General features: G+C 45.4%; 18 protein-coding genes and 1 tRNA gene. 7 read left to right on the top strand and 12 right to left on the bottom strand.

Annotation, left to right across the window (positions count from 1 at the left end; all coding sequences use genetic code 11):
* The first annotated feature begins 21 nt into the window (after positions 1 to 21).
* Positions 22 to 894 carry a fructosamine kinase family protein gene (locus RIG27_RS05930; protein WP_446343314.1) on the top strand — a complete coding sequence of 291 codons (873 nt, stop codon included), beginning with the start codon at positions 22 to 24 and terminating at the stop codon, positions 892 to 894.
* A 36-nt stretch (positions 895 to 930) separates the two neighbouring features.
* Here RIG27_RS05930 and RIG27_RS05925 read toward each other — a convergent pair whose 3' ends face one another.
* Positions 931 to 2,454, bottom strand: coding sequence for a GAF domain-containing protein (locus tag RIG27_RS05925; protein WP_446343312.1), 1,524 nt, complete (start codon positions 2,452 to 2,454; stop codon positions 931 to 933).
* Between the two features lie 373 nt (positions 2,455 to 2,827).
* On the opposite strand from RIG27_RS05925, the gene RIG27_RS05920 reads away from it, so the two are divergent.
* Positions 2,828 to 4,375 carry an Ig-like domain-containing protein gene (locus RIG27_RS05920; RefSeq protein WP_446343310.1) on the top strand — a complete coding sequence of 516 codons (1,548 nt, stop codon included), beginning with the start codon at positions 2,828 to 2,830 and terminating at the stop codon, positions 4,373 to 4,375.
* 275 nt (positions 4,376 to 4,650) lie between these two features.
* Here the strand turns inward: RIG27_RS05920 and RIG27_RS05915 are convergent, their stop codons facing one another.
* Positions 4,651 to 5,370: a GUN4 N-terminal ARM-like repeat domain-containing protein gene (locus RIG27_RS05915; RefSeq protein WP_446343308.1), complete on the bottom strand. Its 720-nt coding sequence runs from the start codon at positions 5,368 to 5,370 to the stop codon at positions 4,651 to 4,653.
* 184 nt (positions 5,371 to 5,554) lie between these two features.
* A complete protein-coding gene (locus tag RIG27_RS05910) occupies positions 5,555 to 6,268 on the bottom strand; it encodes a response regulator transcription factor (RefSeq protein ID WP_446341970.1) in 714 nt (237 codons plus the stop codon).
* A gap of 621 nt (positions 6,269 to 6,889) precedes the next feature.
* Between RIG27_RS05910 and RIG27_RS05905 the strand changes: the two genes are divergently transcribed.
* Positions 6,890 to 8,311, top strand: coding sequence for an NADP-dependent isocitrate dehydrogenase (locus RIG27_RS05905; RefSeq protein WP_446343305.1), 1,422 nt, complete (start codon positions 6,890 to 6,892; stop codon positions 8,309 to 8,311).
* A gap of 602 nt (positions 8,312 to 8,913) precedes the next feature.
* On the opposite strand, the gene RIG27_RS05900 is transcribed toward RIG27_RS05905, so the two are convergent.
* The 5 genes from RIG27_RS05900 to RIG27_RS05880 form a co-directional block, all read right to left on the bottom strand.
* A complete protein-coding gene (locus RIG27_RS05900; protein WP_446343303.1) occupies positions 8,914 to 9,987 on the bottom strand; it encodes a hypothetical protein in 1,074 nt (357 codons plus the stop codon).
* 386 nt (positions 9,988 to 10,373) lie between these two features.
* Positions 10,374 to 11,519, bottom strand: a complete 1,146-nt coding sequence (locus RIG27_RS05895) for an LptF/LptG family permease (RefSeq protein ID WP_446343301.1) — start codon at positions 11,517 to 11,519, stop codon at positions 10,374 to 10,376.
* Between the two features lie 82 nt (positions 11,520 to 11,601).
* A complete protein-coding gene (lptB, locus tag RIG27_RS05890; protein ID WP_446343299.1) occupies positions 11,602 to 12,330 on the bottom strand; it encodes an LPS export ABC transporter ATP-binding protein in 729 nt (242 codons plus the stop codon).
* Between the two features lie 11 nt (positions 12,331 to 12,341).
* On the bottom strand, positions 12,342 to 12,521 hold the full coding sequence (locus RIG27_RS05885) for a hypothetical protein (protein ID WP_446343297.1): 180 nt from the start codon (positions 12,519 to 12,521) through the stop codon (positions 12,342 to 12,344).
* On the bottom strand, positions 12,522 to 13,037 hold the full coding sequence (locus tag RIG27_RS05880; RefSeq protein ID WP_446341982.1) for an LptA/OstA family protein: 516 nt from the start codon (positions 13,035 to 13,037) through the stop codon (positions 12,522 to 12,524).
* Between the two features lie 317 nt (positions 13,038 to 13,354).
* Here RIG27_RS05880 and RIG27_RS05875 point away from each other — a divergent pair, with 317 nt between their 5' ends.
* The 4 genes from RIG27_RS05875 (at position 13,355) to RIG27_RS05860 (ending at position 21,415) form a co-directional block, all read left to right on the top strand.
* On the top strand, positions 13,355 to 13,957 hold the full coding sequence (locus tag RIG27_RS05875) for a gamma-glutamylcyclotransferase (protein ID WP_446343295.1): 603 nt from the start codon (positions 13,355 to 13,357) through the stop codon (positions 13,955 to 13,957).
* A gap of 273 nt (positions 13,958 to 14,230) precedes the next feature.
* Positions 14,231 to 20,194 carry an AAA family ATPase gene (locus RIG27_RS05870; RefSeq protein WP_446343293.1) on the top strand — a complete coding sequence of 1,988 codons (5,964 nt, stop codon included), beginning with the start codon at positions 14,231 to 14,233 and terminating at the stop codon, positions 20,192 to 20,194.
* A complete protein-coding gene (locus RIG27_RS05865; protein WP_446343291.1) occupies positions 20,191 to 20,637 on the top strand; it encodes a response regulator in 447 nt (148 codons plus the stop codon). The genes RIG27_RS05870 and RIG27_RS05865 overlap by 4 nt, the downstream gene beginning before the upstream one ends.
* A 10-nt stretch (positions 20,638 to 20,647) precedes the next feature.
* Entirely contained in the window at positions 20,648 to 21,415 is a 768-nt protein-coding gene (locus tag RIG27_RS05860; protein WP_446343289.1) for a response regulator, read from the top strand.
* Positions 21,416 to 21,478: 63 nt separating this feature from the next.
* On the opposite strand, the gene coaBC is transcribed toward RIG27_RS05860, so the two are convergent.
* The 4 genes from coaBC to RIG27_RS05840 form a co-directional block, all read right to left on the bottom strand.
* The gene (gene coaBC, locus RIG27_RS05855) at positions 21,479 to 22,678 is read right to left on the bottom strand and encodes a bifunctional phosphopantothenoylcysteine decarboxylase/phosphopantothenate--cysteine ligase CoaBC (RefSeq protein ID WP_446343287.1); all 1,200 of its coding nucleotides are present in this window, start codon (positions 22,676 to 22,678) and stop codon (positions 21,479 to 21,481) included.
* Positions 22,675 to 22,887, bottom strand: coding sequence for a protein IsiD (gene isiD, locus RIG27_RS05850; RefSeq protein ID WP_446341994.1), 213 nt, complete (start codon positions 22,885 to 22,887; stop codon positions 22,675 to 22,677). The genes coaBC and isiD overlap by 4 nt, the downstream gene beginning before the upstream one ends.
* A gap of 204 nt (positions 22,888 to 23,091) precedes the next feature.
* Positions 23,092 to 23,165 (bottom strand) — tRNA-Pro (locus RIG27_RS05845).
* Between the two features lie 262 nt (positions 23,166 to 23,427).
* Entirely contained in the window at positions 23,428 to 23,799 is a 372-nt protein-coding gene (locus tag RIG27_RS05840; protein WP_446343285.1) for a DUF1818 family protein, read from the bottom strand.
* Positions 23,800 to 23,987 lie beyond the last annotated feature (188 nt).

The following is a 23,987-nucleotide window of genomic DNA, read 5'->3' as shown; positions in this document are numbered from 1 at the left end:
GCTAACATACCAATATCAACGATGTGGACAGAGATAGCTGCCCAGATTAGTAAAATCACAGGCAAACCCTTTGAAGTCGTGAACCGCCGTTCGGTGAGTGGCGGCTGCATTAATCAGGGTTGTGCGTTAATTGGAGACGATACTACCTATTTTGTCAAAACTAACCAAGCCTCTCAAGTCAGTATGTTTGAAGCAGAGGCGTTGGGATTAAAGCAAATGCTAGATACCCATGCGATTCGAGTTCCGCAACCCATCGTCTATGGTGTCGCTGGAAATTCGGCGTATATTGTCCTAGAGTGGCTGGAATTTGGCGGTGGGAATAGTGAATCCTGGGTAGAAATGGGACGCCAGCTAGCGGCGATGCATCAGGCGATTCCGCCTCAAGGCAAAGACGGGCGATTTGGTTGGAATCAAAACAACACCATTGGTTCAACGCCACAAATTAACGATTGGATGGATGATTGGGCAGAATTCTTTGCCGAACATCGATTAGGATATCAATTCAAACTAGCACGGCGTCGCGGGGGACATTTTCCGGGGCAAGATAAATTATTGGCAAAAGTTCCTGAATTGTTGGATCATCAACCCAAACCCTCTTTGATTCACGGGGATTTGTGGGGGGGAAATGCGGCTGTTACCACATCAGGGGAACCCGTACTGTTAGATCCGGCAACTTATGTCGGCGATCGCGAAGCGGATATTGCCATGACAGAATTGTTTGGTGGCTTTCCGGCGGCGTTCTATCGGGGGTATAACCAAGTGTGGCAGTTAGATTCGGGGTATGAGCAGCGCAAAACCTTGTACAACTTGTACCATATCATCAATCACTTTAATCTGTTTGGTGGTGGGTATGGATCGCAAGCCAATCGGATGATTGAGCAAATTCTTGGATAAGATGCGGGTAGGATGCGATCAGACTTGTCTGATACCTCAATGCTCCGATAATTCAGTCCGAATCCATATCGTCGGTGTGGGAGCATGATCAGGAAAAGAGAGTTCTGTCGATGCTGAACCCTTATTCTTATCCGCTTGTTCATCCCCCGAATTTAGAGCATCAATGGCATTATTCAGCAAATTCATAAAGACTTGATTGAGTTGTCCGGGATAACAGTCCACAGAGGGAATATTGCCATAGTCTTTGACGACTTGGATATTAGAGACTTCCGGCTTGAAGCGGTGCTGCAAAATTAACAGCGTATTCTCCATTCCTTGTTCAACATTCATGCATTTGCGTTCAGCTTCATCCAGGCGCGAAAAATTCTTTAAGCTAGCCACTAACGTTTCCAGACGGTTGACCCCGAATTTCATCGAACTGAGAAGTTTGGGCAAATCTTCTCTGAGAAAGTCGATATCAATATCTTCAATTAAGCTTTCAATTTCTGATGCAGGTTGAGGATAGTGCTGCTCATAGAGTTGGACTAATTCCAATAAATTCTGAGCATATTGATTGGCATGGGAAATATTTCCAGATATAAATGTGATTGGATTATTAATTTCATGAGCAATCCCTGCTACTAACTGTCCCAAGCTCGACATTTTTTCATTTTGAACCAGTTGAAGTTGAGTCTGTTTAAGTTCGCGTAGAGTTTGTTCAAGCTGGGTGGCTTTTTCCTTCAAGTTTGTTTCCGACTCTCGCAAGGCAGCTTCAGCGGCTTGGCGTTCCTTGAGTTCAGCCGAGACTTGCTCAAACAATGCCGCTTGCTGAATTGCCATGCTTAACTGAATACTAAGTTTTCGCACACATTCAATTTCCTGTTGCTGCCATTGTCGCACTCCAGAACATTGCTGAACCACCAGCAATCCCCAGAGCTTTTTTCCTTGTAAAATAGGCGCTACTAGGTTAGCCCGAACCTGAAGCTTTTCGAGTAATTCAATGTGACAAGGGCTTAAATTAGCATTGTAGATATCGTTAATCACTCGAATATAACCGTCTTGGTAGAGAAACGATATAACTTCAGGATTCTTAAAAAAATCGTCCTCAATGGTTGTGCCAACAATCCTCATCCACCCTTCGCCAACTGACTCCACATCAACGGTTCCCGTCCAATCGGGATTAAACCGATAAATCAGAGTGCGATCGCACTTTATAAATTTCCGCACCTCTTCTACGGCTGTATTCAGGACTTCATTCAGATTCAAGGATTGGTTAATTCGCTGATTTATACAGCTCAAAAGCCGCTCTTGCTTGGCTTGTTGCTTTAATTGCTGTTCAGTTCGTTTGTTTTGGGTAATGTCACGGAATGACCAAATTCTGCCGTAGCACGTTCCTGTAGCCGATAAAGCTGGCGTGGAATAAAGCTCGAAAATTCGTCCATCAGTTAGCTGAATTTCATCCTTATGAGTTAGTGGCGGATGCTGTTCCAGATATTCGACTTTACTAAACACCTTTAGCGGTTCAGCAATTAAGGGCAACACACATTCTAAAAATTCCTCTTTATCGGAGGATTTTATCATGTCATCAGGAACCTGCCACATTTGGCAAAAGCGAGAATTGTTTTATCGAGGGTATTGGCGTCGAAAAGATGACCCGTTGAGGGCTGATGGAGGTGGGAAATCATGGCAGTAAGTCAGCAACGTGTAATATATGCAGGGGTCGAGGCGTATTCTCCTTAATTTAAAAACGCCTCACAATAGATTCAATACACCCAAAGGATGAATTTACAGAACTTTACAGAAAAATCACCATACCGTTTATTGAATATAAAGATTCGGTAACAATACCCTGTTTTATCCGGACAAGGGTTAGTAGAGAAAGCCTGCACCCTATATAGTTACTGTCTGGAGGCGGATCTAGACTAGAATCTAAATGCCAACTTTGATCGTTGAAATGTCAGCTCCAACCGTACTATCTAAAAAATTTCTCCAACCCATTGACCGTCTGGCTTTGATAATCATGGTAGTGCTAAGTCTGTTAATTGGCATCGTGCTATTGACAGGCGATACCACTCAACCTAGAGTTAGGGATTTCAGTTGGCAGGACAAATACATCAGTGCTGAGGATACGGCGTTTATTCTAACCTTTAGCCGTCCGATGAACCACGCCAGCGTAAAAGCAAATCTCAAAATCACACCCGTTTTGCCAGAGGGTGAGGTTAGTCCCTCAGATGTACCGCCAATCGAGGGCAAGATTAGCTGGGCGGGGCGTAAAATGGCGTATACGTTGCTTTCGCCGATTCCCTATGGTAATGACTATCAGGTTCAGCTTCAGGGGGCAAAGGAGAAAATACCAGGGGTTGAAGAAACAGGTACAGTTATGGAACCGTTTCAGGCAACCTTTCACAGTCGCGATCGCGCTTTTGCTTATATTGGCGTCGAAGGGGAGGAGCAGGGGCGGTTAATCCTCTATAATCTCACCCAACAGCAAAAAACGCTGCTGACGCCGGCTGATCTGGTGGTACTGGACTTTCAGCCCTATCCGGGGAGCGATCGCATTTTATTTTCTGCCAATGATCGCCAAAATCAGGCAAAGGGGTTACTCACGGCACAACTGTACACCGTAACCACGGGACTGTCGTTTCCCTCTCCAGATCAGCGTTCTCCGTCTCAGCAAACCCCTGGTAAGCTGGATTTGGTGTTAGATAGCCAAAACTATCAAAATCTGCAATTTGACTTATCCAGAGACGGGCAAATCATTGTGGTACAGCGAGTGAATCGACAAGATCCCGCTGACTTTGGTCTGTGGATGATCCCTACTGATGGCGAACCCCAACCCTTAGAAAATCAGCCCGGTGGCGAATTTTTAATTGCCCCAGATAGTGCGTCATTAGCCGTAGCCCAAGGACAAGGAGTGGCGATTCTGCCCTTAAACGCCGACGCCGAACCTCTAGACTTTCTGCCCAAGTTTGGTCAAGTTCTCAGCTTTGCCAGAGATGGTGCAGCCGCGACAATGGTGAAATTTAACACCGACTACACGCGATCGCTGTTTTTGGTGAATAATCAGGGAACTGAGGAAGAACTCCTCCGCACAACGGGTTCGATTGTCAACTGTGAGTTCGCCCCCAATCAGGACACCCTCTATTGCCTGCTCACCCAACTGATTCAAGGGGAAGAGTATCGCGAGGAACCCTTTATCGCCGCCGTTAATCTCAACACCGAACCCGATAGTGAGGAGAGTCCAGTCAAACCCTTAGTCGTTCTGCCAGAACAGCGGGATATTCAACTGAGTTTATCCCCCGATGGGTTAGCCTTATTATTCGATCAGGTAGCCACCCGACCCGCCTCACCCATTGACAGTTTAAGAAATGACGAAGGACAGGCGATCGCCACCGGGCGTCTTTGGCTATTGCCCTTAGATGAATCTATAACCTCAGAAACACCCGTACAACTACAACCTGAGCCATTATTACCAGGATTCCTCCCCCACTGGCTACCCTGATTAGGGTGTCGGGTGTCGGGTATCGGGTGTCGGGTGTCGGGAAAAATTGAACCCCAATCCGCGATCACCAATTGAGGGAGATGAGAAACCTGTAGGGGCGGGTTTCACTACTATCATTTGTTTTCACCCGAATGTAACTAAACCCGCCCCGACCTAGCCGTTAATTTATCACAAATGACAAATGACAAATGACCAATGACAAATGACCAATGACCAATGACCAATGACCAATGACCAATGACCAATGACCAATGACCAATGACCAATGACCAAATTTAGCTTAACCACGCCGGATGAGACAGCAACTTGGCAATAACCCGGACCCCGCGTAGCTGATTCGACAACGGCAGATGACCTTTGGGGGCGCTGAGTTCCCATGTAAACTCATTGGGGTATCGAGTCCAGATATTCCCGGACTTCCAGCCAATTTTGGGCCACAGTTTTTCCCAGTTTTTGCCCACAGCAAGCCAAAGTTCCCGCTGCACAGAAAATCCAAATTTACCTTGCGAGTGAATCACCCACAGGGTATTAATTGTCTGTAAATCGGGAATCGGGAACTTCTCCACTTCGGAAAAGTACAACCATTTGCGCTGTACAGCAGCAGACCCAGCCAATTCACAAAGTTTCTCTAATGTCAACCTATCTGCTGCCTGAAACTCTTGCTCGGCAAGTAACTGTTGTAGAGGAGCGTAGTCAATATCCCGTTCAGACAACAGGGGAAAAATTCCTGTCGGAAAATGGTTTTGTAGGAACTCCTCAGTTTTGGCAGTCTTTGCCTGATAAAGGGCTTGGTATGTCAAACCGGAACTGAGGCTGGGAGGGTTAGAGGATTGCGCTTGCAGAAAGTCCATCAAAACATCTAAACCAGCATCCCCCTGATTCACCAGTTCTGGAATGAGCTGGAGTTGTTTTTTCTCAGAACTCGACCCGAGTTGGCTAGTCAACTCGGCAAGGTGGTTGGTTTCGGGTACAGAGGCAGTCGTTTGGTCTATCATGAAGCGACGTGTTTGAAGTTGCGGCAACTGATCCTATTGTCGAGGCAAAGTGGCTCGCTTGAACGCCTTAAACTCTAAAATTGACAAGATTACTTTAGATCATCGGTCTAGAAACAGCTTCCCCAGCTTCCCCAGCTTCCCCAGCTTCCCCAGCTTCCCCAGCTTCCCCAGCTCCCCCGCCTTCCTAACCATTGCTCGGAGGTTGATAACCATTTTCATAGGCAAAACGAATAATCTGAGCGCGGTTCCCCAGCTTTAACTTATTAAGAATACTACTCAGGTGCGTTTGAACAGTACGCGGACTGATAAACAAGCGATTGCTGATTTGTTTATTCGTCAATCCTTGAATCACTTCCCAAAACACTCGTTCTTCTGCAGGTGTCAACGGTAAAGGTGTAGGGGTGACAGTTTCTTCTTCCTGGGGTGCTGAAACCTCGGTCGCTTGAGCGGTTTTGGCTTGGTTCGCTAACTCCGTGACAGCGGAACTGGCATTAAGCTGCATCAACTGAACAATCAGAGCATGGATACGACGGGTTCTCTCAAGCTGAGCCTCGATTTTAGCTGCTAATTCTCTCGGATTAACGGGCTTAATCAGATAATCATCCGCTCCGATGGAGTGACCGTGAATCCGGTCTTCGAGTTCTCCTTTGCCCGATAGAAAAATAAAAGGCATCAGTTGACCGGATGGAGTCGCCCTCAGACGACGGCAAAATTCTATTCCATCCATCTCTGGCATCATCACATCAGAAACCACCAAGTCGGGTGGATTTTTGACACAAGCCTCCAAAGCTTCTACCCCAGAACTCACCTGTTGAACCTGATATCCCATATTTTCCAGGGCGCGTGTCAAAGTAATGCGTAATGTTCTATCATCATCAACCACTAAAATTTTTTTCATCGTTGGTCGTCAGTCATGGATCAAAAGGTTGAAGGTTAGGGTAGGTGAGATGCTTTCCCTTAGAACGTCTTTCCTTGGGCAAGAAGCGTCCGGACAGGAGCAGAAATCAGGAGCAAAAAACTCAGTGTTGGTAATAGCCTAGCGACTTCAGTAGCGTATTGCCACAAACATTGAACGACAAGTCAACCGGAGGACAGATGAACCAACCCTCTGTCATCGGCTACCCCATCACATAGTCGGGTTAACGCCGAGCTAGGCTCTATCGAGTAACAGAATGCGCCACGATAGCCAACACAGATGCTTTATTCCAGCATAATAGTTGAGTTCAGCGAGTGTCTAAACGCTAGACTATCGTGTTCGTGGGAGAGTGGGAGAGTGGGAGAGTGGGAGAAGATTCACCCCATCACCCCATCACCCCATCACCTTTTGTAAGGGGTAATCAGTAATGGACAACTCATTAAATGTCCGTTATATTTGTTACCAATTTCTTGCTATTTTCGTCCTCATTCGACAGCAATCTGCAAAAAAACTTAATAAAGTTCCCAGCAGCCAAGAGATCTGGTAACTTTTTCGGAGCATCAATAATCGTGATGCTGATTTTCACCTTAGCGAAAGAGTTTTATGTACGAAAAAATCACACCTCCAGATACAGGGTCTCGGATTACCTTCGAGGATGGGAAACCCGTTGTTCCTGATGATCCGATTATTCCCTTCATTCGGGGAGACGGCACAGGTGTCGATATCTGGCCCGCGACCCAAAAGGTCATTGATGCGGCGGTGCAAACGGCGTATAGTGGGAAGCGGAACATTACCTGGTTTAAAATTTATGCTGGGGATGAAGCCTGCGACAAGTACGGAACATATCAATACTTACCGGAAGACACCTTAACCGCGATTAAAGAATACGGCGTTGCCATCAAAGGACCCTTAACCACACCAATCGGTGGAGGTATTCGTTCGCTCAATGTCGCCTTGCGTCAAATTAATGATCTCTACGCCTGCGTGCGTCCCTGCAAATATTACCCAGGGACACCCTCGCCCCACAAAGAACCCGATAAACTAGATTTGATTATCTATCGGGAGAACACAGAAGATATCTACCTGGGAATTGAGTGGCGTCAGGGAACCGAAATTGCCGACAAACTGATTTCAATTCTCAATAACGATTTTATTCCAGCCACGCCAGAACATGGCACAAAGCAGATTCGCCTTGACTCAGGGATTGGGATTAAACCCATCAGTAAAACCGGTACTCAACGTCTGGTTCGTCGCGCCATTGAACGCGCCTTAATCTTACCCAAAGCCAAGCAAATGGTTACCTTGGTGCATAAGGGTAATATTATGAAATACACCGAAGGTGCATTTCGAGACTGGGGGTATGAACTCGCGACCACAGAATTCCGGGCGCAATGCGTTACCGAACGCGAATCGTGGATACTGAGCAATAAAGAACATGACCCAGATATCAGCCTCGAAGACAATGCCCGTAAGGTTGAACCCGGTTATGATGCCCTGACACCGGAAAAGCGGGCGGAAGCTACGGCAGAAGTCGAAAGTGTTCTCAGTGCCATCTGGGATACCCACGGCAATGGTCAATGGAAAGAAAAAGTCATGGTCAATGACCGGATTGCGGACAGTATTTTCCAACAAATCCAGACTCGCCCGGATGAATACTCGATTCTGGCGACGATGAACCTGAATGGGGATTATCTGTCCGACGCAGCAGCTGCCCTGGTAGGAGGTTTAGGCATGGGACCCGGTGCCAATATTGGTGACACCTGTGCCATTTTTGAAGCCACCCACGGCACAGCACCTAAGCACGCGGGTTTAGACCGAATTAATCCCGGTTCACTCATCCTATCGGCGGTGATGATGCTGGAATATATGGGCTGGCAAGAAGCGGCTGATTTAATTACACGCGGAATTAGCGGTGCTATTTCTAATCGGGAAGTCACCTACGACTTAGCCCGCATGATGACGCCACGGGTTGAGTCACCGTTGAAGTGTTCAGAATTTGCTGACGCAATTATTAAACACTTCTAGCTCTATCAGGCGGGGCACGATGGTATCCATCCTTGTCAACTTAAGCTCAACCCTTCTCCCCACAGAGGGAGAAGGGGTTAGGGGATGAGGGGGAAAATATCGAGGAGTAGGTAGATAGACACAGCTTAAAACCTTGCCAGCATTGGTTTTCACCTTAAGTTGACACCAATGGATGGTATCGTGCCCCTACCCAATCAATTATCCCTTCCGTTGTGGTAGGGGCACGGCAATGCCGTGCCCTATTATCACCATCGTAGTCTTGAGATTGGGGGCAGGGCGGGTTTCGTTGTCCAATTTGAGATTGGTCCTAATTTAATTCCTAAACCCGCCCCTATATGTTTGGGATGTACATTTAGAAGGTGCGATCGCGCTGGAAAACAGGGTGGGTTTTATTATCTGGTTTCAGGTTAATCTATCCATCTAATATCGTGGCAAAAAATCTAACCTAGGACATCGGTCAAGAAACCGGGTCCGAGCAAGGTGAAAGGTTGATATTGCGTTGTCATCCTGACTCCTTTCCCCGGTTTCTAGGAATATTTGACCGACGCTCTAGGGGCGGGTAATGGAACAAAATTAACGGATAAACCAATAACCTTCTCTCCCTAACGGGGGGCATTTAATTGTGAGCCGTTAAGCTGACTCTGTTGCAGTCCCGGTGTAATGGGTATTGGGTTATTTCCGGCGCTAGGAACGTTATTGGGTTGAATCGGATATTGTCCAACATTAGCAGAGTTGGCAGGTGCGGTTGGCATCACCGGATAAGTAGTGACACCTGTTGCAGGGGCTGGAGGGGCGGGAACTGATGGATACATGGGCTGTCCGGCTCCGTTGTAAACCGTTGCATTCGGTGCCACTCCTGTGGGATAGGTGGGCTGTCCGGCACCATTGTAACCAGAGACCGTCGGTACAGAAGCCGGAGGGTAGCTAGGCTGTATCATCCCTCTGTTAGTTGTCGTCCTTGGTACAGTGGGTAATGGAGTCCTGTTTTGTTCACTCGTTCCAGAGGTTGGCACGGTTTGACTGGGACTTGTGTCAGAACGTTGCGTCAGTTGCTCAGAATTTTGATTGCTCGTTTGAGACGCCTCAGTTCCTGGCACCTCAGTCAATTCTAGGAAAGCATTCGCAGAACTCGTGTCTGAGTTTGAGGAGGAAGACTCAGAACTCAACATATTCGGTTTGGGAAAGAGTCCCTTACCCGACAAAATATCCCCCATGAGGAACTCTTGTGAGGCTTTGGCAAAGGGATTGCTGAAGCTTGGTTTTGACTCAGCCGCGCTATTTAGGATTGAGGAAGTAGAGGTTGACGGCGGTTCGGATGCCGATGCGGTCAAGGAATTTTTTTTGTCTCCGGGCTTCTGGTTCGGTAGATTAGCCAACGCGAGAGCATTCTGTTGGTCAAATTCCTCAATCAGGACTGCCGAACTGTCAATATCTGCCATGTTAGCGGCAAGTTCTTCAGCCGAAAGCGTTGTCTCATCCGTTGAGTTCTCAAATTGCTCGCGGATTGGGTCTTCGTCTAAGAAACTCAACCAATTGGGATTCTTCCAATATTCCCAGACAAACAACACGATTAAGCCAAAGCCCATGACGGATAGCCAAAATTTGGGTTGCCTTAAGGGTTGAAGTCGGGCTTTTAAATAGCGCAGATACGCAGGCACTTGATTGGGAGATGACATAGCGCAAGTCAGAAGTAGGATTTGACAAAAATTGAACGAACCGAGTCAGAATAAGTAGGATAATGTAACTTTTGTTACAGAAATAATTTAAAGGATTGATTTTTTCTGAGTAAACGGTTGGTTCTGTAGTGCAACCCACTAATTATATCTAATTTGATAGACTCTGCGACTCATCCGTTCGGACAGGTTATACCACCATGCTGTTCGGTTGAGTAAGCTGACTTAAGCCCTCAACTAAAGTTGGGGCTAAAAGCTGAAACCCGTTGAAACGGGTTCAAAGAGTCATACTTTACAATACCAAATTCGGGGAACGCTACCCCGGTTATAACCCAGTCCGCGCAGGCGGACTTTGTTTGTGTAGCTGCGATTTCAATCGCCTCCTCTTGCTACCGGGCGGCTCGAATTAATAAAAATCCGCCAACCGCAAACCCCATCAGATTGGGCAACCACGCCGAGATTAAGGGGGGGAGGTAATTACTTAATCCTAGAGCATCTCCGATCGCCATTAGCATATAATACGCGAAAATCACTAACACGCTGATACCAAAGCCTGTGGCTTTACTGGTACGCTGAGGTCGATTGCCTAATGATCCCCCCACTAAGCCAAAAACAACGCAAGCAAAGGGTAAGGCAAATTTTTGACTGATGCGGATTTTGAGTTTGCGAATGTCATCCTCGTCCCCAGTCTGGCGCTCTAACTCTAGTCGTTCTATGGCTTGAGTGATGTTCATTTCATCGTAATCGCGGTCTTTTCTGGCTAAATCTAAGGGAATGCGAGGCAACTGTAGTTGTTGGTGTTCAAACCGCACGATGTTACGGTAAGAGGCATCCGGCGCAATTAAATAGATAGTGCCGTTGTAGAAATCCCAAGTACTTTGCGCTATATTCCATATTGCGGAATCAGCGGTGACAATTTGGTTAAGACCTTGCTGAGACCAGTCGAGAATGGTTAAACCCTTCATCCGCTCACCATCAAAATTTTGAGCGTAGAATAAGCGCTTGAGTGTTTTATCCTCCTGTGCATATTCTCGATAGAATATATTGCGCTCTTTGAAGGTGGGTTTTTCCTCTCCTAATGCCTTTTCTAAGGTTATCGTTGCTTGATAGTTAGAGGCGGGGACTACGTATTCATTAAATCCAAAGGTCATGCCAGTAACAATCAAACTCAGTAATAACGCGGGTAGCACTAGGCGATAAATACTCACCCCGCAGCTTCGCAACGCGATTAGTTCACTGTCGCTAGAAAGACGGCTGTAAGTCAATAAGGTGGCTAACAGGACAGATGTAGGAAAAGCATACGCCATGAACTGAGGTAAACTCAACAGCAGCACTTTCAGCACCAATGTGGCTGGTAGTCCTTCATCCACCGCTCTCCGCATCAAGTCAAATAAGCTACCAATCGTTACCCCCACTGAGGAAAACATTCCCATACCAAATAAAAATGGGGGAATGAGTTCGGTGATAATATAACGATCCATCACCGATACGCCAGGAATAAATGAGAAAAGAGGTAGAGATTTACGGATCGTCATTCGTCATTCGTCTTATGTCATTCGTCTTATGTTTATGTATGGGTTTGAGGGCTATTTACGAAACATCGAGAAACAGCGAGGATTATTTTTGAAACTCATCACCCAAGTAATATTGTCGCACCAAGGGGTTGTTGTAAAGTTCTTCCGCACTACCCGATGCCAGAATTTGCCCATCTCGCATGATATAAGCGCGATCGGTGATGGCTAGGGTTTCGCGAACATTATGATCCGTAATTAAAACCCCAATTTCGCGATCGCGCAACCGGGCAATGATTTTCTGGATCTCAGACACAGCAATCGGATCAACCCCAGCAAACGGTTCATCTAAGAATAAAAACTTGGGTCCTTCTGCGCCTGAAGCTAACGCTCTTGCCAATTCTGTGCGACGACGTTCACCCCCAGAAACCTGCCTCCCAATCGTATTCGCTGCTTTTTCTAAGCCAAACTCTTCGATCAACGTTCGTAACCTCCATCGCCATTCTTGACGCGGTACACCCGTTTGCTCTAGCACCAGTCGAAGATTATCCCGAACCGTCAGATTACGAAATATACTGGGTTCTTGTGCCAAATAGCCAATCCCAAAACGCGCCCGATGGTGCATCGGCTGCTTGGTGATGTCCTGATCATCTAACCATACTGTCCCTTGATTCGGTTTTTCCAGACCAATAGCAATGTAAAACGTGGTCGTTTTTCCCGCACCATTTGGACCTAGCAGCCCCACAACTTCCCCTTGTGCCACCGACAGATTGACACGGTTAACGATAGACTGCTTGTTATAAGATTTATGAATATTCTCTAAAACGATTTTCAAGAATAGCTACCTCAGTTGGGGAATTTTGTGATCTGTAGAGACGTGCCATGGCACGTCTTTCCGGGGCGGGTTTCACTACTATCCTTGGCTGTCACCCAGATACAACTCGCGCCCGCCCCGACTGTTCCATAACAAATGACGAATGACGAATGACGAATGACGAATGACAAATGACGAATGACGAATAACAACTACTGATCACTTACTGGAGTTTTGAATACAGGTTTTGGATTAAACGGAGGAGTTACAGGCGACGCGACAGGTTGAGTTGGAGCTTCTGGATCAGACACAATGTAGATCGATTCAACCTGTTGTTCAGTTTTCGGTAGAGCAACAAAGCGCCCTTCATCAATTAAATAGGTAATCGTTTCACCACGCAGACTATTGCCTTGTTGCAAAACATAAACATTTCCCGTGAGCACAATACGCCGTTCTCGACTAAAATATTGAGCTTGAGCCGCCGTTGCTTGAATTTGGCGAGCTGGATAATCAATCTGTACATTCCCCCGTGCGGTGACAACGCCCGTTAGGGAATTCGCTTCTTGAACATCTGCCCGAACCGTGATAGCACGTCCATCGCCAGTTTGGGCTTGGGCATCTTTGAGGGGAGTGGGAAGCGCGATCGCTCCCATCAGGCTAATTGGCACAATCAGCGCTATGCCTAGACGTTGCTTCAGGTTCACCATATCAAATAAGCAGGACTTCATCAGTATATTTATCAGCCATAGGTGTCGGGCAGATCCGAGAAGTCTTTCAACCTCAGACCTCTGTATTATACTACTGGCGATTCATCAGAAATTCAGTCTAGCTCCGCTCCCCATCCAGAAATCGGGTCATGATTCTTCTCGCCAGTTTCGTCTAACTCTTTTGACGCATCAGCACTTGCCCAGGTTTCATTGCCACGATTTCATCAGAGATAGTTATTATACTTAACTCTGAAAAATTGGCTACAGTTCGTTTTCCTGACTTGGTTGAAAATATATTACTTACCGTTGTTGTTTAGTTCTGTAGTCTTTAGCCAGCGATGACAAATCAGCCTCGCGATCGCCAAGATTCACCCTCACCGTCTCTTGATTCGTCTGCACCCGTAGCTAATGTGCTACAGTTTCCGCAGACAGAGCCAACCTTTTACTACTTCGCCTATGGCTCCTGTATGTGTCCAGTTGATTTAAAGCGATCGCTAGGTGAAAGTACTCATGCTTTCGTCCTAGGCTCAGCCGTTCTCAACGGATATAGACTGGGATTTAACCGCAAATCAGTCAAGCGTAACTGTGGTGTACTGGATATCGTACCCGATGTGAACGCAACGGTTGAAGGCGTCTTATACCGCTTACCTGAGCGATTTAGTGATCCTCTTGATCACCGGGAAGAAGTACCCCGTGGTGGCTATCGACGAGAAACCGTGCAAGTATGTTGTCAAGGACGAATCTATCACAATGTCCGGACTTATGTAGTTGTGGAAAAATTAGCCGAAGAACTAGCACCGAACGATTGGTATTTTAATGTTGTGTTGCGTGGGGCTATTACTTGTGGGCTAAGCGAATCTTACTGTTGGCAACTCTTTAACCACATGCATCAGCTTCAACAGCGTCACTGGCAAACCCAATCCTTACAGCAAGCTTGCTAAGGGAGGAAAGTGAAGCCATTTGAGTTCTCTCCCTAAGGCGACGGGGAGGCTAAATTAACTTTTCCCGGTAAGCTGTCATGCATTTAAATTGGGTATTAGTAGCGAGCTTTCTGGCTGGTACACCAACGATTTCGCCATTATTGACATTAAGGTTTAAATGCCGAACAGCTTAATCCGTAAAAAAAGAGACAGTTTCGCCTCAAAATGCTACCGTTTTTAGATAGACGTACCATTCCTACGTCTAGACCAACGCATGAATAAGGAAATCCCACTGTGATTATCCTTCCGGGTTACCAAATTCTCGCCAAAATCTACGAAAGCTCCAATTCTATAGTCTATCGGGGAATCCGACAGGTCGATACTCAACCTGTGATTTTGAAACTTCTCCAACCCGACTATCCTACGTCTGAAGAACTTAGCCGCTATAAAACTGAATACGAAATTACTCATAACTGGCAACTGGCGAGTGTCATTCACGCCGATGACTTACTCGCTTATCAGAATAGGTTGGTGATCATATTTGAAGACATTGGTGGAGAAGCATTAAACGTATTACTCCATACAATAAAATTTTCACTGTCCGATATTCTGGACATTGCAATTAAGATTACAGAAGGCTTAGGTCAAATCCACGCCGATAATACAATTCATAAAGATATTAATCCATCAAATATTATTTTCAATCCCGTAACGGGACAACTCAAAATTATTGATTTTGGTATCGCGGTTCGCGTATCCAGCGAAAATCATTCCCTAAAACAATCGCCTAGTGTAGAGGGAACATTAGCCTATTTATCACCCGAGCAAACTGGACGGATGGATTGTCCTCTAGATTACCGCACGGATTTTTATTCCTTAGGTGTCACTCTTTATGAACTATTAACCCATCATCTCCCTTTCGATAAAGATGAACCCATGGAGTTGATTTATTGCCATCTGGCTCAACAGCCTCTCCCCCCTCATGTAACATTGCAGTCAAACATCGTAGAGGAGGAGGACAAGGAAGATGGGGAAGACAAGGAAGATGGGGACGTTGATTCAAAACTCAGTCAAGGCGGGTTTGGCACAAACGTTACCATCAATAGCGAACAGAAAGTTCCTCAATCCATCCCGACAAATCTGGTTCCAGATCAGCCTAGTGTTGGGTCAATACTCCACACTCACCACTTTCTTAATCACCAATTAGTTTGTCCTAAAGCTATTTCCAATATTGTCATGAAACTATTGGAAAAAATGCCGCAAAAGCGATACCAAAGTGCTGTAGGACTCAAGGCGGATTTAGAGTATTGTTTAGACCAATTAAAAACAACTGGCAAAATTCAAGAATTCCCCCTTGGATGTCATGATCTGGGAATAATATTGCAAATCCCCCCAAAACTTTATGGTCGAGAACGCGAAATTCAAGCACTCCTCGCCGCTTTTTTTCGCATCACCTGTTCCCCAAAGGGGCAGGGGGCAAGGAATACCCAAAAAGGGCTGAGTGAAATCATGCTGATTACCGGTGATGCTGGGGTTGGCAAATCCGCTCTAATCCCGCAAATTCGTCCATCTATTATCCAGAAAAACAGTTATTTTATTACTGGAAAATTTGATCAATTTCAACGCAATATTCCTTATTCCGCCCTGGTTAATGCCTTCTCCAAATTAATCCGAAAAATTTTAACTGAACCTGAAGCACAACTTAGGCAATGGGAAAAAAGATTAGTGAAAGCCTTGGGTCGCAATGGACAAATTATTATCCAGGTCATTCCAGACGTTGAATTGATTATTGGTACTCAGCCTGAAGTGCCTGAATTAGGATTGGCTGAATCACAAAATCGCTTTCATTTAGTGTTTCAAGCCTTTATGCGGGTTTTCTGTCAACCTGAACATCCTTTAGTCATTTTTTTAGATGATTTACAATGGGCTGATGCGGCTACCCTAAAGTTGCTGGAATTCATTTTGACAGATGACCCAATCCACCATCTATTCCTGATTGGTGCCTATCGAGACAATGAAGTTGAGCCGAATCATGCTTTAATGATTAGCTTCGATAAAATTTGTAGTCTTGGCGTTAGTCTTAACCAAATTATCTTAAACCCCCTGAACCGGGAACACGTTATTGAGTTAATCTCCGAAACCTTACACAGAGATGCTCAAGCGGTTACTGATTTAGCCGAACTCATCGTGCGTAAAACCGCAGGAAATCCTTTTTTTATTAAAGAATTTATTAAAACCCTCGCCCAGGAAAATCTGATTTTCTTTAGTTATTCTACCAACAAAGGTTTAGGTCAGTGGACTTGGGATATCGACCGGATTGAAGAAACTGCGATTACAGATAACGTGGTGGAGTTGATGATTGGCAAGTTAAAAAAACTTCCGGAAAGCACTCAACAGGTTTTAAGTTTAGCCGCTTGTATCGGAAATCATTTTCAACTCGATTTACTTGCCAAAATTTATGGGAAAATTCCGAAGGAAACCTGGGATGATTTATCTCCAGCAATTAAGTTAGGATTAATTGAACCTCAGGCAAAAAATTCCAAAACATATTTTCATTTAATTCAATATTATAAATTTTCGCACGATCGCGTCCAACAAGCGGTTGATGCTTTAATGGATAAAGCAACAAAAGAAACCGTGCACTGGCACATTGGTCGGCTGTTGCTTGCCCAGCTATCCCCCTATCAAAAATATGAGCGAATTTTTGATATTGTTGATCATCTCAATTGGAAAGCTTACGCAATTACCACGACTCACGAACGACTTGAATTAACTCGGTTAAACTTAGCGGCTGCCAAAAAAGCGAAGTCAGCAACGGCTTATACCGCCGCTAGAGATTACCTAAACTACGGACTATTAACCTTAAGTGAAACAAGCTGGACTGACCATTATTCATTAACCTTAAAACTTCATAATGAACTCGCTGAAGTTGAATATCTGAATGGTGACTTTGAATCATCACAGCATTTAATTCATCAGAGTTTAATTCAAGCTAAATCCGTTATTGAACAGGCTGAACTGTATAACCTGCTTATTGTTCAGCATACCATGCTAGCCAACTATCAGGAAGCCATTCAAGTCGGACGCCAAGCCCTCAAAAAAATCGGTATCGATTTTCCCGACACTAATGTAAAAAGCCGCTTAAATCGGGAATTATCTGACTTAAAACGAAATTTAGGAACTCGGCGCATTGCCAGTCTAATTGATTTACCCTATATGACCGACAGGATGACAAAAGCGGCAGTCAATTTACTACTAAGTCTCGATCCGCCCACGTATTTCTTTGATCAAGATAGTTATGCATGGGTTACGGTAAAACTCGTCAATTTATCCCTACAATATGGTAATGCTCCTGAATCAGCTAAAGGCTATTCTAATTATGGATTACTCCTGGGTTCCCTTTGGGGAGATTATCAGTCTGGGTATGCCTTTGGTTTACTGGCTTGCCAACTGAGCAAAACGTTTAATCATCCAATTTATATCAGTCGCACCCATCATTTTTTGGCGACATTTTTGAATTCCTGGGTCAAGCCGATTCAATGTGCTGAGTCGATTAATCATGAAGCTTATCAGGCGGGAATGGACGCTGGGGATTTTCAATATGTTGGCTATATCTTAAACAATCAATTTCATAATGCCTTCAATCAAGGCTCAATCTTAACCGATGTCCTTACCCAAGCGGATACATTTTTGCACTTTAGCCGCAAAACTCAAAACCAATGGGTAACAGACATGATTTTAGCCTGTAAACTGCCTATTGGAAATTTATGTGGACGAACGGAAGCGAAAGAGGTATTTGATACTGATGAGATGAGTGAAGCCAATTATTTAGCTAGCTGCCAGACTTATCAGACGTTTGGTGGTCTTTGTACATTTTACAGTATTAAAGCCTGGGTTCTCTATCTCTACAACCAACCCGAAGCAGCACTTAATTGTATTAAATCAGCCGAAAAATACTTGCCCTTTATTCGGGGTTTATTTACCCAAGCTGAACATAATTTTTATATATCCCTGATTTTAACCGCACTCTATCCTCAGGCGGCGGAGAGTCAACAAGCTGATTATTGGCAAACCTTGATTATTGCTCAAGTTCAGATGAAAGGTTGGGCAGACAATTGTCCAGAAAACTTTCGGCATAACTATGTATTAATTAATGCAGAAATGGCACGGATTTCTGGTCAAACGGAAAAAGCAATGGACTTCTATGATCAAGCCATTGATTTAGCCAGAACTAATGGGTTTATTCACCATGAGGCTTTAGGAAATGAACTAGCCGCCAAGTTTTGGTTGAGTAAAGGTAAGGTAAAGTTTGCTCAACTTTACATGCAAAAAGCACGCCATGGCTATCAACATTGGGGTGCCAAGCGAAAGGTTGAAGATTTAGAGAAGACTTATCCTGGCTTATTTACCGACGCCTTAACCTCGGTTAATATCAAAGATACACTTACCAATTCACATACGGACTCAGTTTCGGGGAGTCATCTTGCCGCTGTGCTAGACTTGACCACTATTATTAAAACATTCCAAGCGCTTTCTAGTGAAATTGCCCTCGATAAGTTGCTGATTAGCTTAATGAAAATTTTAATCGAAAATGCTGGCGCGACACAAGGCGCTTTACTATTGGATTGGGAGGGACAGTTACGGATTGAAGCAACGTGTCGGGGGGATTTAGATAGTATTGCTGTCTTGCAATCGATTCCCTTAGAAACAAGCCTTGATATTCCCACCGCGATTATCCATTATGTCAGCCGGACGCAAGACATTTTAGTCTTAAACGATGCCACGTCTGAGGATAGATTTATTACCGATGCCTATATTCAGCAAAATCAACCCAAATCTATTGTCTGTGCGCCCCTGCTAAATCAAGGACAATTAATTGGACTGTTTTATCTAGAAAATAATTTAGCGATCGCGGCATTTACACCCGCACGAGTTGAACTATTAAATCTAATATCAGCCCAAGCCGCGATTTCGATTAAAAATGCTCGGCTGTGGCAAAAACAAGCGGAACTTAATCATTCATTAAAGGCGGAAATTGCCGAACGCAAACGCACGGAAGCCGCTTTACGTAAAAGTGAGGGACTTTATCGAACCCTGACACAAAACTTTCCTAATGGTTCTGTTTTATTATTTGATCGAGAGTTACGCTTCTTGTTAGTAGAAGGGGAGGGGGTAAGGGCTGGCGGTTTTGAACCGGAACAGTTAAAAGGAAAAACGATTACAGAGGTTTTATCACCCGATGTTTGTAAAATAATCGAACCCCTGTATCAGTCAGCCTTAGCCGGAGAAACCAAGGTATCAGAAATTACATTTGCCGATCGCACCCATCAAGTCTATACCCTGCCGGTGAAAAATGAGCGGGGTGAAATTTTTGCCGGGATGGTAATGTCTCAAGATATCACCCTGCAAAAACAAGCGGAACATATCTTACAAAATGCGCGATCAGAATTAGAACGGCAAGTGGAAGAACGCACCCAAGCTTTAACCACGATGAATACTATCTTACAGACGGAAATTGCTGAACGTCGTGAGGCTGAAGTAAAACTTAAAGAACTCACCCAGGAACTACAACGTTCTAATCAAGAATTGGAACAATTTGCCTATATTGCTTCCCACGATTTGCAGGAACCGTTACGCGCTGTGGCAAGTTATACCCAACTTTTACAACAAGACTACCTCGATCAACTCGATGAATCCGCCCAAGACTATATGGCGTTTATCATTGATGGTGCAACCCGAATGCGCCAGTTAATTCAAGCCTTGCTGATGTATTCTCGTTTGGGAACTCGTCCACCAGAGGGGAAACCGACCGATTGTAATGCTATACTGCGTCAGGTGAGTGAGAATTTACAGATCGCGATCGCAGAAAGCCAAGCGACGATTACCTACGATGCCCTCCCCACAGTTCAGGCTGATCCCACTCAACTGATCCAACTGTTTCAAAATCTGATCGGAAACGCGATAAAATTCTGCCGCGATCGTCCCCCTCTCATCCAGATTGAGGCACAATTGATAGAGAATGCATGGCTGTTTCAGGTAAAGGATAATGGAATTGGGATTAAACCCAAATATCTCGACCGTATCTTTGTCATCTTCAAACGTCTCCATACCCGGCGCGAGTTTTCGGGTACAGGTATCGGTTTAGCCGTTTGTAAGAAAATTGTCGAACGCCACGGTGGACGGATTTGGGTGGAATCTCAACCTGGAGTTGGTAGCACATTTTTCTTGACCCTTCCCTGTTTAATATCCTCGCTATGAGCAGTCATTATAGATTGAGACCCATTGAAATTTTACTGATTGAAGATTCCCCCAGTGACGCGAATCTGATCCAGATCAGCTTTAAGCAAGCTAAAATTCCTAACACCCTGCGTTGGGTGGAAGATGGGGAAACAGCCCTAGAGTACTTACTCCATCAGGGGGATTATACGAACAGTCCCCGTCCGGATTTGATTGTGTTGGATCTGAATTTACCGGGAATGGATGGTCAAGAAGTATTAACCTCGATCAAATCAGACCCCACGCTTAAACGGATTCCAGTGATCGTTCTCACAACTTCAGAGGATGAAGGGGATATACTCAAGTCTTATGAACTTAATGCCAACTGCTATATTACCAAACCTATCGATATTCAACAGTTTATGGGAATGGTTCAACTATTGAAAGAATTTTGGTTAGCGGCGGTTCAATTGCCCTCGGAGTGATACCAGTCCTATGGACAAACAACTAATTCATGTCCTATTAGTGGAGGATAGCCCTAGTGATGCTCGCTTGCAGCGTCATCGATTTTCACGTTTAGACCCAACCGAATGGCAACTTCATCATGTTGAACGACTCGCTGATGCGATTGAGAGTTGTACGAATTTCCCCATTGATGTGGTGTTGTTAGATCTGAATCTTCCGGATGCTGATGGCTTAGAAACGGTGACTGAATTCCGAGAGGCGATTCCCCATCTTCCTATTGTTGTGTTAACGGGAAATAATGACGAAGAATTAGCCTTAGGAGCAATGGCTCATGGGGCGCAAGATTATTTACTTAAGGATGATATTACGATTCCCTTATTAGTGAAAACGATTCGCTATGCGATTGAACGGGGACAAATTCTCAAAAAACTCCAGGATAGTGAACGACGTTTCCGGGCAATTTTCAATCAAACCTTTCAATCCATGATGTTGCTGACTCCAGCAGGACTGATTGTTGATATCAATGAAACGGCATTAAATGCGAGTGGCTATAAATTAGATGATTTACTCGGTTTGCCTGTATGGAAACTGGAGTGTTGGAATCACTGCCAATCTATACAGGAGTGGTTGAAAGCGGCGATTAAAACGGCGGCTAACGGTGATTTGGTTCGCCAGGACGTTCAGTTTCGTAAACCGGAACGTGTGATGATTTGTATGGATTTTTCCCTTAAACCGTTAAAAGATGAGGAAGGAAAGGTTATTTTACTTATTGCTGAAGGACGAGATATTCATGAATAAGGCTGTTCGTCGTCAGCACTTTAGTGCTGGGAAATATAGCATTTTGAGGCACTAAAGTGCCTACTACGAACCGATAAAATTAAGCAAGGCGTGGGCGAGTTCAAGTTTGCTGCACGGTTGAACCGACTCCTGGCGTCCCTGTTTATCGATGAAAATGGCTTGGTTGGTGTCGCTGGCAAATCCAACATTCGGCTGATCAATGGGATTGGCGGCGATCGCGTCTAAGTTCTTGGCGTTTAATTTTTCTAACGCAGGCTTGACAATATCGCCAGTTTGTGCTGCAAATCCGATTAGCCGTTGATGGGCTTGTTTGCGCTGTCCTAACTCTGCCAAAATATCCGGTACAGGTTCTAAAGCTAAGGCAGTGGGAAGCTGGGCTTTGGGTAATTTCTCTGAGGCGTGATCGGCAGGTTTGACATCGGCGACGGCGGCTGCCATGATTACCAGATCGGCTGCGGAGAAATAAGATAACATGACCTGACGCATTTCAGCAGCGCTGACAACGGAAATTGCCTGAATATCGGGGGGGATGGGTTCAGTTAAGGGCGCATGGACTAATATAACTTGTGCGCCGCGATGCTTTGCCGCTTGTGCTAATGCCAGTCCCATCTTACCTGTAGAGGGATTGCCAATAAAGCGCACAGGGTCTAAATGTTCTCTGGTGCCACCGGTACTAATTAAAACCTGTTTGCCGACTAAATCCCGCTTACCGCCTGTGTATAACACCGAATAAATAGCAGCGAGAATCTCGGAGGGTTCTGCCAAGCGCCCTGCACCCATGCGATCGCACGCCAATCGCCCCGCACCGGGTCCTACCCTATGATATCTGGAATCGCTCAACAGGTTTTGCCAATTCCGTTGTACCGCCTGCTGTTCCCACATATCCGTGTTCATCGCTGGGGCAAGGAGTACGGGACAATGGGAGGCGAGAACGGTATTGGTTAATAAATTATCCGCTAAACCGTGAGCTAATTTGCCCAACGTGTTAGCGGTAAGCGGGGCAATCACGAATAAATCAGCCCATTCACCCAAGTCAATATGAACGGGGCGATGGTGAATCGGTTGCCAAAATACGCGATCGGTATACGCCTGATGGCGCGAGAGGGTGGAAATAGTCAGCGGGGTGATAAATTCTTGAGCCGCTTGGGTGAGAATCACCCGAACTTGCACCCCAGCCTGAAACAGGGTGGAAATAACCTGACACACTTTATAGGCGGCGATACCACCGCCTATACCTATCAATACTTGCCGCGACTCATTCACGCTTCATCATACGCTTCCAGGTCTAACAAGTAGAGGTAGGGTTCTGCTAACTCCGGACGTTGGAAGGCTAGCGCCCGCAGCACATGCCAGTCATCTAGTCCCGCAAACGCATTTTCATATTCGTCCTGTTCTAAACGTCCTGCTAATTCAGCAACATCCTGTTCCGTGAAAGCCGACAAATCACGCTGGGACATGGTTAACGTTGCCATTGCTCACGCCTCTCTTGAATCGGATTGATGTACTCTGCGGAGAGTGCTATTACTGCCGCGTTTCTATTATCGCCATTCAAGCACAGAACTGGGGACTTTTTTGGTTAAGGTTCTGGTAAGATTCTTCAGTTTGAGTCATGAATCCTTAACCATGAATTAACCCTAGAGAAATAAACATCTCCAGGGTCAATTTTGGTCTTGCGATCGGAGCGGCGGGATTTGAACCCACGACCCCCACTACCCCAAAGTGGTGCGCTACCAAGCTGCGCTACGCCCCGTGAAACCTTTCCTAGATTATCATAAGATTCATCATTTTAACAACTTTCCAGGAACAGGTTCTCACACAAGGGTTGGAGGGGAAGCAGTCAGAACACAAAATCCTGTAGGTTGGGTTGACGCCTGTTACCCAACAGGCTCTCATCGACAGGAAAGGGCGACCCAATGTCATGGAGTGGATTCGAGTTGAGCATTTATGCAAGCGGGTCGCCCCTACACACACCTCAGGTATCTCTTCCATTCATAGCCCCCTCTGGAACTCTCTCAAAAGACTTTTAGAGACTGAGTCGCTTGCAGCAAACCGGGAACGGCTGTGGCTTGCCAACTCCCCTCACAACGACGTTCCTGGTTCAAAATAAAGCGTAGTGTATAGGCAGACGGATAACCTTCGACTTCCATCCAGAGCAAGTCACTTTCGGCTTCACAGGTGATTTTCTCCTCATCGACCAACTCATCAGCGATGTCTTCAATGGCTTGAGCAAGCTGTGCTAACAATCGGCAAAAATCGTCTAACTCCGCCTGAGTCAGCTCGATTGCCCACTCATCAGTACCCACTAACCCCTGATAATGAGTTGCCTGAGGATTCCAACCTAGACGCCAACCTGAGCCACTTTTGACAATTCGTTCCGTGGTCATTGGTCATTGGTCAGAGTTTGAGGAACATTTATTAACTTAACCTCATTTGAACGTAATTGCGGCATTCCCCGACTTCAACGACAGTAAGTCGGGGAAGGATAGCAGACAAACTAGGAATTAAATATTCCGCAGTTTGTCAAATTTTTATGGTAAAATATAGGCATGAAAACACGTAGAGCAACCTATAG

The sequence above is a fragment of the Coleofasciculus sp. F4-SAH-05 genome, from assembly GCF_040222985.1.
Taxonomy (GTDB): Bacteria; Cyanobacteriota; Cyanobacteriia; order Cyanobacteriales; family Coleofasciculaceae; genus Coleofasciculus; species Coleofasciculus chthonoplastes.
Note: the sequence above shows the minus strand (reverse complement) of the source record. Positions and strands in the feature narration are given on the sequence as shown.

Coding starts and splice junctions, on each gene's coding strand:
- RIG27_RS05930 (WP_446343314.1), top strand. CDS start 22: ATGTGGACAGAGATAGCTGCCCAGATTAGTAAAATCACAGGCAAACCC.
- RIG27_RS05925 (WP_446343312.1), bottom strand. CDS start 2,454: ATGATAAAATCCTCCGATAAAGAGGAATTTTTAGAATGTGTGTTGCCC.
- RIG27_RS05920 (WP_446343310.1), top strand. CDS start 2,828: ATGTCAGCTCCAACCGTACTATCTAAAAAATTTCTCCAACCCATTGAC.
- RIG27_RS05915 (WP_446343308.1), bottom strand. CDS start 5,370: ATGATAGACCAAACGACTGCCTCTGTACCCGAAACCAACCACCTTGCC.
- RIG27_RS05910 (WP_446341970.1), bottom strand. CDS start 6,268: ATGAAAAAAATTTTAGTGGTTGATGATGATAGAACATTACGCATTACT.
- RIG27_RS05905 (WP_446343305.1), top strand. CDS start 6,890: ATGTACGAAAAAATCACACCTCCAGATACAGGGTCTCGGATTACCTTC.
- RIG27_RS05900 (WP_446343303.1), bottom strand. CDS start 9,987: ATGTCATCTCCCAATCAAGTGCCTGCGTATCTGCGCTATTTAAAAGCC.
- RIG27_RS05895 (WP_446343301.1), bottom strand. CDS start 11,519: ATGACGATCCGTAAATCTCTACCTCTTTTCTCATTTATTCCTGGCGTA.
- RIG27_RS05880 (WP_446341982.1), bottom strand. CDS start 13,037: ATGAAGTCCTGCTTATTTGATATGGTGAACCTGAAGCAACGTCTAGGC.
- RIG27_RS05875 (WP_446343295.1), top strand. CDS start 13,355: ATGACAAATCAGCCTCGCGATCGCCAAGATTCACCCTCACCGTCTCTT.
- RIG27_RS05865 (WP_446343291.1), top strand. CDS start 20,191: ATGAGCAGTCATTATAGATTGAGACCCATTGAAATTTTACTGATTGAA.
- RIG27_RS05860 (WP_446343289.1), top strand. CDS start 20,648: ATGGACAAACAACTAATTCATGTCCTATTAGTGGAGGATAGCCCTAGT.
- isiD (WP_446341994.1), bottom strand. CDS start 22,887: ATGGCAACGTTAACCATGTCCCAGCGTGATTTGTCGGCTTTCACGGAA.
- RIG27_RS05840 (WP_446343285.1), bottom strand. CDS start 23,799: ATGACCACGGAACGAATTGTCAAAAGTGGCTCAGGTTGGCGTCTAGGT.